We start from the raw sequence: 14,111 nt of genomic DNA on the forward strand, positions 1-14,111 counted from the left end.
AACTGGAGTGAATCACTTCTTCTTCAGGCGCCATATCCAGAAAAAACTTAAAAGACATATCATAACGTGAGCGTTCCACCACATCAACGTCTGATAAATCAAAAATAACTTTCAGAAGCAGATATTTAAACATTCTGACAGGACTTACGGCACTTCTTCCTTTCGTTATCGAATAATTTTCTATTACTTCATCGTAGATGAATGAAAAATCGATAATGTCTTTCATTCTTCTCAGTTTGTTATTTTTAGGTACAACTATGTCATAAAGGTCTAAATAATTACTGTTCATCTTCTGTGAATCCGGTCTGATCATTGAACGACTCCCCCTGTTTCCTTAAGTTTAAATGATGAGAACAAAATAAAGAACATGAATTTCAAAATTCATGTTCTCTAAAAGATTTTTATTCAATTGCGATTCTCCTTTAATTATCAGAATAATCGTAGATTATTAAAGGGGATTTTCAGTGGCCTTTCAAATGATAGACTCTTTTTTTATGACACTTTATCTTTGGGCGCTTCTGTTACGGGTGCAGCTGTACGAACTGCTTCTGTAGTGGGTGCAGTCGTTGCTGGAGCTGTCGTCGTCGGTGCCGCAGTTGTCGGTGGTTCTGTTGTCACTTTTTCTGTTGTCACTTTTTCTGTTGTCACTTTTTCTGTTGTCACTTTTTCAGTTGCTGGCTTTTCTGTCGTTGGTTTTTCAGTGACTGGTATTTCTGTTGTTACAACTGGTTTTTCAGTGACTGGAGCAGTTGTTGCCGGCATATTAGGTGTATTTGTAACAGAGGCTGCAGGCGTCTGAGCACCTGCAGCTTCTGTTTTGACTTCTGAAGAAGTAATCTGTTTAGTTATTTCACCACCATTTACTTGAAGTTCGTTACCGATTTCAATCACTGAATCAGGTTTCTGGAAATCCTGTCCATCAATCGGGCTGACTTCTGTCATCACAGCTTTAAAGAGTGATTGCGGCATTGCTTGCTCCACATGTCCAACGAATGAATTTTCACCATACTGAGCAATCTTGGTGAAGCCCATCCAGACTGTCATCGTGTACTGCGGAGAATAACCTGAAATCCATACATCTTTTGCAGCAGAGCTTGGAAGGTTGTATTTCTGATAAACCTCATCACCATATGTCGCTGTACCGGTTTTACCAGCAAAGTTGACGCCGGCTGGTGCAATACCAGGAGCAGTTCCATCTGCAGTAAAGACATCTTTCAGAATATCAGTGATCATATAGGCAGTATAATCTTCCATCGCTTTTCGAGTCGTATGACTAAACGAGATGGTCTGATCATCTTGTGTCACGACTTTACGGATGGCATGTGCTTCATTATAAATACCATTGTTACCGAATGCAGAGAAGGCTGCAGCCATTTGTATAGTCGAGAATTCAGACGCGCCGCCACCTAAAGCTTCAGCAGGACCCAGATCAGTGTTCTCGTAGTTTAAGTTCACTTTCTTTGCGAAGTTAGCAGGCGCATCATAGCCGAGCTGTGACTGAGATGCCTGGAACATTTTAAGAGCAGGAATGTTGTAACTTTTTCTAAGAGCTTCACGCATCGTCACATTGCCGTGACTGAGAGTGTCATAGTTACGGAACTCGCTGCCGTTGATATTCAGAACATCTTCATCCTGAATTTGAGTGTTTGTCGGATATTTTAATCCTTCAATGACTGGACCATAATCGAGAATCGGTTTGATGATTGAACCGACTGCATGAGGGTCGGTCGCCAGGTTGCGGTCCACTACGTCCTGATAGCCACGTCCACCTGAAATGGCGACAAGACCACCCGTTTTAGTATCCAGTATCGTGGCAGCAGCCTGCTGATCTTCATTTTTATATACAGGCAGATTATCTACATTATTCTGCAGATTTTTCTGTACATTGACATCCATATTCGTGTAGATGCTCAAGCCGCTTGTCAGAATATCATTAAGCGACTGACCTTTAAATTCTTTATTGTTTTTAATTTCCTGTTTGATGATGTTGACGTATGAAGCATAGACAGGATCGTTCTGGTCGATGTTCTGACGGTCAGCCGCTGTACGCGGAACAAGGTTAGCATGTAAATCCTGTGCCTGTGCTTCTTTCATCTGTTCCTTCGTGATACGATTATGACGGTTCATTAAATAAAGGACTGTATCTTTACGTTTTTCTGCAGACTCAGGATTATCATAGATATTATAAGTATTAGGAATCTGCGGAAGTCCAGCCAGATAAGCAGATTCAGCAAGCGTCAGATCTTTAAGGTCTTTATTGAAATAGTATTTAGCTGCTGTTTTAACACCGTAGATACCATCTGAATAATAGATTTTGTTCATATACATCTCAAAGATCTGATTCTTATCGTATTCCTGTTCTAATCGATAAGACAAGTAAGCTTCCTGTGCTTTACGCTCGATTGATTTCTTATCCGTCAGGAAGGAACGTTTAACAACTTGCTGTGTTAGAGTAGATGCACCTTGTGAGCCGAAGCCGCCTGTAATATTTTTAAATACGGCGCCTGTTAGACGTTTAAAGTCAATTGCACCGTGTTCATAGAAGCGGTTATCTTCTGTCGCGAGCACCGCATTTCTCATCTGGTCCGGGATGTCAGCAAATTTAACTTCTTCTCTACGCTGTCCCATATAAAGAACAGTTGCGAGTTGGTTATTCTTATCATAGATTTTAGTAGGTAACTGATCGCGTAAGCTGGCCTCATTAAATGAAGGAGCTTTCCATGCATAATAAATGAACAGGCCGATAGCGAGTACCATCACAGCAGCAAAAGCAATGACAAGTCCTCCTAGAATCTGAAGGATTGTCTTCTTGACGTTGCGTTTTTTAGTTTTAGTTGTTGCCATTATTTTTCCTCACTCTCATCTGTTAAAGGTATAGCGGCGAGATAATCGAGTCTCGGCTTAAAACCGGATGATACTAATATACCATCGTTTCGGATTTCTGTTAATGTCATTGATTTACGCCCTCCATCTCTCATGCGTTGCCAGTAGTGATAGAAAGGAGGGAAAGGAAGGAGATAGACCTCATTTAAGACAGCAAAGTGAATCAGCAGAAAACAAATACCGCCCTGTTCGGTTACAGCATGCATATGCTCGACCTGATGGGTATGGATGTTGACGAGCGGAAAACTCGTTTTGTTCTGTGTTTCTTTTGCTTCAAAATCAAGGTATCTTCCTTTATAGATACCGTTATAATCTGTTGTAGAAGGTGTTTTAAAATAAGCTTCTTTGATCACTGCCTGACTACGCTTAGGATAATCCACTTTAACAATCTGTACGGGGGTGGGGCGCTTATGAATGACTGCCACACGTTCAGTCAGATAGTAGTGGTTGGAAGCATCAATTGCCTCTTCAAAATTCATCCCACGTCGACCATAATTTATCTTACGCTTTTCACGGTCTGTTGTAACTAAGTCTTTAGACGGATGTTTTTTACCGTTCGGATAATTTACCATTTCATAACTTCCTGATTTTTTAGTATGATGGGTTTATAGCTAATTTTACCATATTTCTGAAGGGACGTGCCCTAAATTGCAAGATTATATTAAACCATTAAATGAAGATTTAGTAAAGATAGAAACATTTTTCAATGCAGCTAAAAAGGGTAAGGAATTTAATTTTGTGCTGGATATCCAGCCATTTACAGAGCATGTCGATCTGCACTTATCTCAGTTAAACGACATTAAGAATCATATCCTGAGTTTACCATTAATGAATGAGCTTAAATTTAAACTGCTCGTTTTACACTTGAGAGAGCTGTCAGTTGAATGTTTTTTTGATAAGACGAGCAAAAAAGTCTATCTTGATAAATTTAAGGCAGTTCAGCATGATCTTCATTATTTAGAGCGAAAACTATGAAATCTCTATATGTGACTGGCTACAAACCGTTTGAACTCAATATATTCAAAAATAATCAACCTGAAGTGAAGTTCATTAAACTTTATTTGCAGGAGCGCATCAGACAATATGCTGAAGAAGGTCTGGAATGGGTCATCATCAGCGGTATGCTCGGAACGGAACTCTGGGCAGGTGAAGTCGCCATCAGGCTGAAGAAAAACTATCAGCTGAAACTGGCCATCATCTCGCCTTTTCTGGAGCACACATCCAAATGGAATGAAGAGAACCAGCTTTACTACGAACAAATCCTGAGCCAGGCAGACTTTGTGACCTCTGTTTACCAGCAGCCTTATGCTGGCGGCTATATGTTCAGAGAAGCGACTCAATTTATACTTGAGAATACAGAAGGGACGCTGCTCTTTTATGATGAGGAGCAGGAAGCGAGTCCCAAGTACTTCAAGCGGCAGCTGATTGATTTTAGTGCGCAGAGTGACTATAATATGGATATCATTTCTATGGACGATCTCTCTGTCTTTATCAATGAATATCAAAGTGAAAAATGGGAAGGGTAGTTGACATAATGGAAGAGATGACACTGAAGTACTCTGCAAAAGATATTTACGAGAAGGAATTTGAACGGGCAATGGTTCGAGGATTCAAACCTGAAGATGTTGACGGTTTTCTGGATGATATCATTTCCGATTATCAGAAGATGGAAGATATGAATCATCAGTTGATGAAGCTGACAGATGAAAACAAAAAACTGAAAAAAGAGATTGAAGATTTGAGAATACGTGTAGCGACTGGCAGAGGCGATTCCGGCTCCCAGAATTATGACCTGCTGAAAAGAATCTCAAATCTTGAAAAAGCCGTATTTGGCAAGTAGTCTAAAAGGACTAACTGTGATATAATGCATTAAGTTAAAAGATATCTCGGATAATCGCTATAGCAATATAGAGGAAAGTCCATGCTCACACATGCCTGAGATGGCTGTAGTGATCGTGCCTGGTGAAACAATAAGCCAGGGCATTTATTTGACGGCAGTGAAACGGTCTAAGTCCTCTGGATATGGCCCGAGTAATTTGAAAGTGCCACAGTGACGTAGCTTGTCCGGAAACGGAGAAGGTGGAACGCGGTAAACCCCTCGAGTGAGCAATCCAAATTTGGTAGGAGCACTTTTCTAGCGGAAATGAACGTATAGAAGAGGTAGAGTAATCTACAGACAGATGATTATCACCGGCGTACGAGAGTAACTAGACTCGGTTGCAGTACTAAGGAACAGAACATGGCTTACAGAGATATCTTTCTAGTACAGTCCTCCTGTAAAGGAGGGCTTTTTTTATGGCTTATGGTAAAATTAAAAGAAGATATTTTTAATTATAAAATTAAAATAACATTATTATGTAAACTTAATATAAAGGAGATTTTTATGTATCAACTATTAGCAACTTCGCCGATGGGACTGGAAGCAGTCGTCGCTAAGGAAGTTAACGAACTGGGTTACGAAACAAAAACAGAAAATGGACGTGTTCTCTTTGAAGGTGACGCCCGAGCGATTGTACGTTCTAACCTGTGGCTCAGAACAGCTGACCGAGTCAAGATTGTGGTCGGTAGATTTTATGCAACGACGTTTGACCAGCTCTTTGAACAGACGAAAGCACTGCCATGGGAAGATATCATCGGCCCTCAGGGTTCATTCCCTGTATCTGGTAAAAGTCTGAAGTCGAAGCTTTTCAGTGTGCCTGACTGTCAGGCAATCGTCAAAAAAGCTATCGTCGAACGGCTGAAAAAAGCGCATGACATTAAGGGATGGATTGATGAAAGCGGGGCCCTGTATAAAGTAGAGGTTTCCATTTTAAAAGATGAAGTCTTACTGACGATTGACACGTCTGGTGCCGGCCTTCATAAACGGGGGTATCGTCTCGCGCAAGGTGCTGCCCCGATGAAGGAGACACTGGCAGCAGCACTGGTCAGACTATCAAACTGGAATGGTGATACGCCGTTCATAGATCCATTCTGCGGGTCTGGTACCATAGCGATAGAAGCAGCGATGATCGCACAGAATATTGCACCTGGATTTAACCGGGAGTTTGCCAGTGAGGAATGGGACATCATTCCTGAAGAGATGTATGAAGAAGAACGCATCAAAGCAGATAACGAAGCGCTCTACGACAAAGAGATTGATATTACAGCGAGCGATATCGATCCTGAGATGATTAAAATTGCACAGAATAATGCGACAGAAGTCGGATTCGGGGACTTGATCAAGTTTAAGCAGATGAATGTCCATGACTTGACTTTACATGCTGAAAAAGGGGCTATCGTAGGAAATCCACCTTATGGTGAACGTATCGGTGAACGGGACGAAGTAGAAGCGATGTACAAATATTTAGGAGAACTAATTAAAGAGAATCCAAAATGGTCACTCTATATTATGACGAGCTACAAAGAATTTGAAGTTCTTGTCGGTAAAAAAGCGACTAAACGTCGTAAACTCTTTAACGGTTACTTGGAGTGTACGTATTATCAGTACTGGGGCGAGAATAATGGAATTCAGCGTACTGGACCAGGTCCCTTTGTCACGTGGGGACAGTCCGGAAGAAGCGATTAAGAAATCTATTGAACTGATTAAATGGACTGAAGAACTGGGCTATAAGCGCTATTTTGTGGCGGAGCACCATAATACGACAGGCCTTATCAGTAATAGTCCGGATATCCTGATGACGAGACTATTGAGCGCTACTGAGACAATTGAAGTGGGCTCAGGCGGTATACTACTGCCGCAGTACAGCCCGTTTAATATCGCTGAAAAAGCTTTATTGATGGAGTCGATGTTCCCGGGACGTGTCAACATAGGTGTCGGTAATTCACCAGGGGGCACAGAGCTGACGCGCCTAGCGCTGACAGACGGGGCAGACAGTAAACTGAGTGACTACACGACCATGCTGGCCGACTTAATTGGCTTCATGCATAACAGTTTACCTGTCGACCATCGTTTCCGCAGAGTGAAGGCAGGACCGAGAATTAATCATCAGCCACCCGTCTATACACTGGGGCTCACGGAAAACGGCGCAAGACGAGCGGCGAAGTTAGGTATCGGCTTTATATTCGGAGCTTTTATCAATCCAAAGCATATGGAACAGGCACTGAAAATCTATTATAATGAGTTTCAACCATCCGTTGTCATGCCGAAGCCGCAAGCAATCATCTGTATATTCATCATCTGCTGTGACACAAGAGAAGAAGCGAAAGAACACGCCAAAATACTGGATCACTGGCTGTTAAATGTGACTTATGGTCGAGATACCACGGTTCCGACAGCAGCTGAAGTAGCTGACAAGAACTACAGTGAAAAAGAGCTGAAGGTGATTCAGGAGAACCGTAAACGATGTATCGTTGGTAATAAGGAAGATGTAAAAGAAGCACTTCTTAAATTGCCGCATGCAGATGAGATCATGGTCATCTGTAATATACATGACTTTGAAGCCAAGAAAAGAAGTTACGAGCTGCTTAAGACTTTATGAGATACTGCGGTATCTCTTTTTTTGTTGTATTAATTAATATAACTATATTATGTAAACTATATATATAAATAATTAAAAAAACTAACATAAGGACAAAAGAAAAAAACTCCCCGCAGGGAGTTTAGATTACCACAGTTTACCTTCACCAAAGCCTTTAGCGCCTGGTGGTGGATCGATAAACATCTGGCTGACTGGAATCGTATAAGCAATTAAGATGAGTGCGATTGTCACAACAAGAAGGAACTTCCAGTTTTCAACGAGTTTAGTCGTAGGTAGATTTTCATCCATCTCTGTAGCAATTGGGTAAGGTTCATGTCCTTTAGGAGCAAAGAATGCAAGTCGGATGAAGATAATCACAACTAAGATAATTGAGACGAAAAGGATTGTTCCGCCGATTGCCTGAATAATCTGATAAGGAATCCATTCTGCAGCGACTTTAGAACCGCCGTATTCAGAATAAGTTGAGCGACGTGGTGCACCGAATAATCCGATGAAATGCATCGCACCAGACATGATGGACATTCCTAGTGCCCACATATAGCCTTGAATTAAAGCAAGTTTGTTCAGTTGTTTTGTTAATACACGTCCTGTACAATGCGGGATTAACCAGTACATCGTACCGAAGAATGTCAGGATAACAGCAGTTGCTACTGTTAAGTGGAAGTGACCTGTAATCCAGATCGTATTATGAACGACTTGGTCCATCTGTGCAGATGCATTAACTAAACCACCGGCACCTCCTGGAATGAAAGCAGCCATTCCGATGAATGGTAAAACAAAACGTGCATCGTTCCATGGTAATGTTTTTAACCAGCCAAGCAGACCTTTTGCACCCGTTCTACGACCATATGTTTCGAATGTCGCAAACAGACTGAATGCTGTCATAAGAGAAGGAATGACAACCATGAATGTCAGCACAACTTGTACATACTTCCATGTTGCATCAATACCTGGTTCCACTAACTGGTGGTGGATACCGACTGGAATTGAGAAGAACAGGAAGAGCATGAAAGCAAATCGAGCTAAGTTATCAGAGAAAGCTTTAGTGCCAATGATTTTTGGCACGACTGCATACCATGACATATAAGCAGGTAACAGCCAGAAGTACACAAGTGCGTGACCGAAATACCAGAATAAAGTACGGCTCAGTGTCACATCGATACGTTCGACGAGACCAAGTGACCAAGGAATCATCTGAAGAAGAACTGTTAACGCTACACCGATAGAGCAGACGATCCACATGACATTGTTGATTGTTGCCATATAACTGATCAGTGGTGTTTTCTGTCCTTTATGTTCTTTTCTGTAACGGAAGTAGCCCATCATCTGTCCTGCTGCAGAAATCCATGAGCCGACGATGACCAGTGCCATACCGATATAAAAAATTACGTGTGCCTGAAGCGGCGCATAAAATGTATAAAGCACTGTTGCTTTATTCAGTAAAACCATTGTTGCAGCCATCGCTGTACCGATCAGCATCACCCAGAAACCTAGCCAGCCTAAACGGCGCGCAAGAGGGGAGAATGTACCCGTTGTTCTGGAGATAGCTGAAATCTGAAAGCCCATAATGAAGAATGTCGTCAGAACAAGCGCAAGGATGATACCGTGTACGGTTAAGATCTGATAATAACCAATGCCTGCTGGTAATTCTAATGTACCAGAGCGTACAAGGGTCTGAACGAGACCAGCAAGGCCACCGATAATTAAGCAGACAATTGCCACATACATATGTGCCATAACAAGTTTGCCGTCTTTCGGGTCAAGTCGTTTGTTATCTTCTATTTCATTGACTTCAAAAACTTGATGTTTGCGGTAGTGGTGATGCTCGCTGGCATCACTTTTATAGATTACTTCGCTCATTTTTTATCAACCACCTTAATATTAGATTTCATATCAGCGTGGCCCATTCCGCAATATTCATTACAAAGAAGAAGGTATTCACCTTTTTTATCAAATGTCTTTGTGAATGTACTGATATGTCCTGGCACCACCATGAAATTTACGTTTGTGTGAGCAATTTCAAAACCGTGGTTCACGTCTTTAGAAGTTGCGATGATCTTCACTTTAGCGCCTTTAGGAATTTCGACGTTACCTGGATTATAGTTGAATGCTGATACAACGAAGACGAGTTCGTAGTCCCAGTCTTTACCTTCAACTTTATGTAATCCTGGATTTTTAAAAGTTTCATGTTTATCGACAAGCTCCGGATCAACGAACTCTCTGCCACTTGCAGCTGGCTCGTGACCTAAGTGGATGGCCTGAACTAAGATAATAACTAGGAATAAAACAAGTGACGCCATCCCAAGGCCTAACCAGATTTTCTCTAACTTATGCACAATAATCCCTCCTTAAATACGTTCAATGAATAGAATAAAGATTGCAAACCATAAAACAACAAAGATAGCACCTAATGTTAAAACAGAGACCATTGTCCCGCGCAGATCCAGATTATCGTGAGAATCATATTCAGGTGCAAGTTCCTGCTGTTCCGCTTTAATTTGATCTTTATCTTTAGCCATGCCCATCCGTCCTTTCTAAATAACTTTTCTTTCTTTATAATAATAAAGAAGACAGATTAATAATGTGATATATATCACACTTCTTAAATTTTGTTATATTGTTCACAAAAGGGGATTACTATGAATAAAAAAGAACAGATCGATCTGTTATACAAATTAAAGAAAGAAGTAGAGAAATCTAATCATACAGTGCTTGTCGAGCAGATTAATGAAGTCATCCGAAAAGTCTATGAAGATAAAAAAGTAGCGAGCTTCATCGGCCATTTTTCGTCAGGTAAATCTTCGTTGATCAACTATCTTTTAGAAGAAGATATTCTGCCGAGTTCTCCTGTACCGACAACGAGCAACTCAGCACAGATTACAATCTCTGAACAGGAAGAGATTATCGTCAATCTTGAAAATCAGGAGTATGCATATGCCAGAAACTATGCAGAAGTCAAAAAAATAAACACTGAGAATCAGCGGATTGAGTCTGTCGAAATCAAGCATATCCATTCGAAATTACCGCTTGGACTGACACTTCAGGATACCCCTGGCATCGATGCTACCTTCAGTAACCACGAAGCGAACACGATGAAATATTTACTGACAAGTGATGTGATTGTCTACACAGTGGAATATAATCATGTTGAATCCGAGAAAAATTTTAAGGAGATGAAACGCTTAAATAGTCTTGGTATGCCGCTTGTTTTTGTCGTTAACCAGATTGATAAACATAATGAAGAAGAAGTGAAGTTTAATGACTTTAAGGCTGCTATTTTGCAGAACCTTGCTACGTGGGATATACAGATAGAGAAGATATTCTTCACTTCTATTTATGAACATGAGCTGAATGAAGTCGCTCAGCTTAAAGACCTTCTTTTTAATAGTGATTTAATTGAAAACAGCAGAAGGCAGTTTTTTGACCGGATTACTTCTTATATCACTGGCGAACAGCTGCGTTATCTGGAAGATGAAAAAGCAGGTATTCTAGATACGTTAGGTTTTGATCAGTCAGAGCTTGAAGCGAATCGTAACTCTATCCAGGAAAGTCAGGCGCTGTCAGAAGAACAGCAGTTATTTAAGACGTCAGAATCAGCTGAAACCTATTTTCTATCCTCTATTCGGACAATCTTAAAAAATGCTTATATAGTTCCATTTGAGATACGTGAGGAGATAAAAAGGCTGCTGGAAGTTTATTCACCTGACTTTAAAGTAGGTGGACTGTTCGGTAAAGAGAAGAAAAGGCAGGAACTGAGAGCACAGCAGATGACCGAAGTTTTAGAGGCGCTCAATGCATCAATTGAGAAGCAGATCAATTTCCATATACGTGCACTCTATGATCAGCATGCGAAGTATTCGGTTGTAGAAGATGTAAGACACTTTACTTACAATGTGACTGCTGATGAGTTGGAGGGGCTGATGAACAGCCAGGCGCTTGTTACAAATGATTATGTGCTGAATTATACCGACCAGCTGAAGAAGTTTATCGAGCAGTCAGTCGTTAAAGAAAACAGATCTCATATTAAAACGTTCATAGAAAATATAAATATGTCTAAAATGCAACCGGCAGTGAGTCATCAAGCAGAAGCACTGAATAAATACGATCAACTGACAAAGCTGATTGAATCGCTGACGACCCGCAATTATCAGCACTATTATATTCATGTTGACGAGTCCATCGATAAACTCGTCGACCGTAAGCAGGTCAAGTTAGAATTACAGGATTCTATATTAAATAAACCTACTGATAAATTGAAGAAAAGTGTTCAGAAGACAGACCTTGATACTGCTTTGACTAAGTTTGAGAAGTTTAAAGAGATTGCTTACTTCAGTCATATTACTAAAAGGCTGGAAGCGCAGCTGGACCGTATACAGCATGATGTGACGAGAATCGTTGTCTTCGGTGCTTTCAGTGCAGGGAAAAGTTCTCTGATCAATGCGATGCTCGGTCAGAAGGTCCTGATATCGTCACCTAACCCGACGACTGCTGCCATAACAGAACTGACATACGGTCAGACACATAGTGTAAAATTTAAAACGAACCAGATGCTGTTAGATGAACTCAACAAGATAGGTCGCTCTGCTGGAATTGAGGCGACAGATATTAATCTTTGGTTAAAAGATTATCATAAACAGCAGCCTGCCCTCGATCATCAGTTTAAGAAGTATATACAGGCTCTTGAGGCGAATTATGAACACTACCTGCCTTATCTGGATGGTCAGATTTTGACGATACAAGATGATGAAATAGAAAAATTTACAGCTGTAGATGCGCATTCCGCCTTTGTTGACCGCATTTATCTGCAATATGAAATTGATTTTCTGAAAGATAAGGTCATCATTGATTCACCAGGGATCGGTTCTACCAATATGCGTCATACAAATGAGACAACAGAGATTATCGCAGACAGCGACTTACTGATCTATGTTTCATATTTTAATCATGTCTTCACTGAAAATGACAAACAGTTTATCCAGTACTTAAACGAGCTGCAGATTTTAAGCCCGGACAGCGCAACATTCTACGTCATCAATGCGATAGACCTCGCGCGAAATAACACAGAAATAGAACAGGTCAAGAATTATTTCAGTTCTGAACTGGAGCAACTGAATGCGATTCCTAGAATCTATGAACTCTCCAGTAAACAGGCGATGTCAGCACGTGATGATAACTTCAACCATTATATGGCTGAACTGCAGCAGTTCGCTCAAGTTGACAGCAGACTGCAGAAGATCAGGCAGTTTGAAAATGGGGTCCAGCAACTTGAAGAAGAAGCGCGCACTATACTGGCAGATGCAAGTCAGGCGCGCGAAAGAGAAGCAGCACACCGCGCCTATTATGATGAAGTTAAACGAAATCCTGTATTCACAGATGAACAGCTTAAGCATAGTATAGAAAAGGCAGAACAGGAGTTGAATGAACAGTTGACCTTTATGACTGACCGTTTCCGCATTCAGCTGTCTGATCTTATTAAAGTGTATTTTAATCGCGGCCAAGTTGATGCAGCTGGCTATATGGGTGCACTGACAGATAAACTGGAAGAAGAACTGTCGATGATTATCCCGCGTCTGAACCATGCAGCATTCACTTCTCTAGCCAGCCAGACTGCTGTTATCAGACAGACACTGAGTGAACATCATCTTCCTGTTGCTATACCGGACTTTAAGTTTCTGCCAGTCAGACAGAATATCGATGTCGTGATGCAGCCGATATCAATTAAAACAAGTAATCGCAGTTTTAATACTAAGGAAGCAGTAGATAAATTATATGAAACGATTCATCAATCATCGATGGCACTGGTGAGTGAAAAGCTTATTCAGTTCAGACGTATAATTGAAAATGAACTGAGGGAAAGTCAGCCTGTCTTACTGCAGAAATGGACACAGCTGAATGAAGAAATTGAAGCAGATATCATGGAACAGGAACAGCATGTTCTGGATGAGACAGTCGTCAAGGAAATTAAGAAAGTCATGGAGGGATAGCATGAAAATCTGGATAGATGAAGAAGAACTGGATTTCAGTCGTTTTCAGTTATTTGACTGCCGCAACCAGATGGATGATTTAGAGAAAAGTCTGGCTGTCTATAATCAGTCACATATTGAAACAGCAGTCTTTGTGCCTGGCTATCCGGTACTGTACGACCGGCATAAACCAGAAGAAGGACGTCATCCGCTGCCTGATATGGCGCTTTTTAAAACGTTCTTAGAGCGATATTGTAACAGCAAAGTACCGGTTGCCTATGATTCAGAAAAAGGCTTTATGGCAACCAGATTCTTCTTTTTGTGCGATTTGCTGGGCGTTCCTTGTTATATTCTGAAACAATCTTTTGATGCAGTGACGATTGCGAAAGAGCAGGGCAACTTAAAGGTTGAAGATATCGAACAGCTGGAAAATGATCGTCAGATCGAGCAGCCTGCTATTCGCCAGGAGCTGATAGCGACCCGTGAAGACGTCAGAAACCGGGTCGCCACTTTGATCGATGCAAGAGAAAAGAAGCGGTTTTTAGGCGAAGCTGAACCGATTGATATTCATCCCGGACATATATCAGGCGCTATTAATTTTCCTTACAAGAAAGTATTCGAATACCAGCGGCCTGACACAGATGACGCCATCGTCTACTGCGGTTCTGGATTATCGGCGACGCCTGTTTATGCAGCTTTAAGAGCAGCTGATAAGAAAGTCAGACTTTATCCGGGGAGTTACTCGGAATGGATCTTCCATTACCCGGAAGAGATAGAAAGAGGTTAA

General features: G+C 41.2%; 13 protein-coding genes and 1 other RNA gene. 8 read left to right on the forward strand and 6 right to left on the reverse strand.

Annotation, left to right across the window (positions count from 1 at the left end; translation table 11 throughout):
- From ERX27_RS07770 to recU, 3 genes are all read right to left on the reverse strand, one after another.
- Window positions 1–313: transposase (locus ERX27_RS07770; RefSeq protein ID WP_133432273.1), on the reverse strand; the 313-nt coding region annotated here is incomplete at its 3' end.
- Between the two features lie 179 nt (window positions 314–492).
- Window positions 493–2,844, reverse strand: a complete 2,352-nt coding sequence (locus tag ERX27_RS07775) for a transglycosylase domain-containing protein (RefSeq protein ID WP_133432274.1) — start codon at window positions 2,842–2,844, stop codon at window positions 493–495.
- Window positions 2,844–3,455 (reverse strand): Holliday junction resolvase RecU, encoded by a 612-nt coding sequence (gene recU / locus ERX27_RS07780; protein ID WP_133432275.1) that lies wholly within the window; start codon window positions 3,453–3,455, stop codon window positions 2,844–2,846. Before recU ends, ERX27_RS07775 begins: the two co-directional genes overlap by 1 nt.
- Before the next feature lie 76 nt (window positions 3,456–3,531).
- Here recU and ERX27_RS07785 point away from each other — a divergent pair, with 76 nt between their 5' ends.
- From ERX27_RS07785 to ERX27_RS07810, 6 genes are all read left to right on the forward strand, one after another.
- The gene (locus ERX27_RS07785) at window positions 3,532–3,858 is read left to right on the forward strand and encodes a DUF1798 family protein (RefSeq protein WP_165983128.1); all 327 of its coding nucleotides are present in this window, start codon (window positions 3,532–3,534) and stop codon (window positions 3,856–3,858) included.
- Window positions 3,855–4,409, forward strand: coding sequence for an SLOG family protein (locus ERX27_RS07790; protein WP_133432277.1), 555 nt, complete (start codon window positions 3,855–3,857; stop codon window positions 4,407–4,409). The genes ERX27_RS07785 and ERX27_RS07790 overlap by 4 nt, the downstream gene beginning before the upstream one ends.
- Window positions 4,410–4,417: 8 nt before the next feature.
- The gene (locus ERX27_RS07795; RefSeq protein WP_133432278.1) at window positions 4,418–4,723 is read left to right on the forward strand and encodes a DivIVA domain-containing protein; all 306 of its coding nucleotides are present in this window, start codon (window positions 4,418–4,420) and stop codon (window positions 4,721–4,723) included.
- A gap of 42 nt (window positions 4,724–4,765) precedes the next feature.
- Window positions 4,766–5,135: RNase P RNA component class B (gene rnpB, locus ERX27_RS07800), an RNA gene on the forward strand.
- A gap of 131 nt (window positions 5,136–5,266) precedes the next feature.
- Complete coding sequence (locus tag ERX27_RS07805; RefSeq protein ID WP_133432279.1) at window positions 5,267–6,448, forward strand: THUMP domain-containing class I SAM-dependent RNA methyltransferase; 1,182 nt, start codon at window positions 5,267–5,269, stop codon at window positions 6,446–6,448.
- Complete coding sequence (locus ERX27_RS07810) at window positions 6,384–7,361, forward strand: LLM class flavin-dependent oxidoreductase (RefSeq protein WP_208001771.1); 978 nt, start codon at window positions 6,384–6,386, stop codon at window positions 7,359–7,361. Before ERX27_RS07805 ends, ERX27_RS07810 begins: the two co-directional genes overlap by 65 nt.
- 126 nt (window positions 7,362–7,487) lie before the next feature.
- Here ERX27_RS07810 and ERX27_RS07815 read toward each other — a convergent pair whose 3' ends face one another.
- The 3 genes from ERX27_RS07815 to ERX27_RS07825 form a co-directional block, all read right to left on the reverse strand.
- Window positions 7,488–9,098 carry a b(o/a)3-type cytochrome-c oxidase subunit 1 gene (locus tag ERX27_RS07815; RefSeq protein WP_243715880.1) on the reverse strand — a complete coding sequence of 537 codons (1,611 nt, stop codon included), beginning with the start codon at window positions 9,096–9,098 and terminating at the stop codon, window positions 7,488–7,490.
- A 119-nt stretch (window positions 9,099–9,217) separates the two neighbouring features.
- Window positions 9,218–9,703 carry a cupredoxin domain-containing protein gene (locus ERX27_RS07820; protein ID WP_133432281.1) on the reverse strand — a complete coding sequence of 162 codons (486 nt, stop codon included), beginning with the start codon at window positions 9,701–9,703 and terminating at the stop codon, window positions 9,218–9,220.
- A gap of 6 nt (window positions 9,704–9,709) precedes the next feature.
- The gene (locus ERX27_RS07825) at window positions 9,710–9,880 is read right to left on the reverse strand and encodes a cytochrome c oxidase subunit 2A (RefSeq protein ID WP_239034344.1); all 171 of its coding nucleotides are present in this window, start codon (window positions 9,878–9,880) and stop codon (window positions 9,710–9,712) included.
- Between the two features lie 120 nt (window positions 9,881–10,000).
- Here ERX27_RS07825 and ERX27_RS07830 point away from each other — a divergent pair, with 120 nt between their 5' ends.
- Window positions 10,001–13,345 (forward strand): dynamin family protein, encoded by a 3,345-nt coding sequence (locus tag ERX27_RS07830; protein WP_133432282.1) that lies wholly within the window; start codon window positions 10,001–10,003, stop codon window positions 13,343–13,345.
- 1 nt (window position 13,346) lies between these two features.
- Window positions 13,347–14,111 carry a sulfurtransferase gene (locus ERX27_RS07835; protein ID WP_165983129.1) on the forward strand — a complete coding sequence of 255 codons (765 nt, stop codon included), beginning with the start codon at window positions 13,347–13,349 and terminating at the stop codon, window positions 14,109–14,111.

This window comes from Macrococcus brunensis (assembly GCF_004359615.1).
Lineage (GTDB): Bacteria > Bacillota > Bacilli > Staphylococcales > Staphylococcaceae > Macrococcus > Macrococcus brunensis.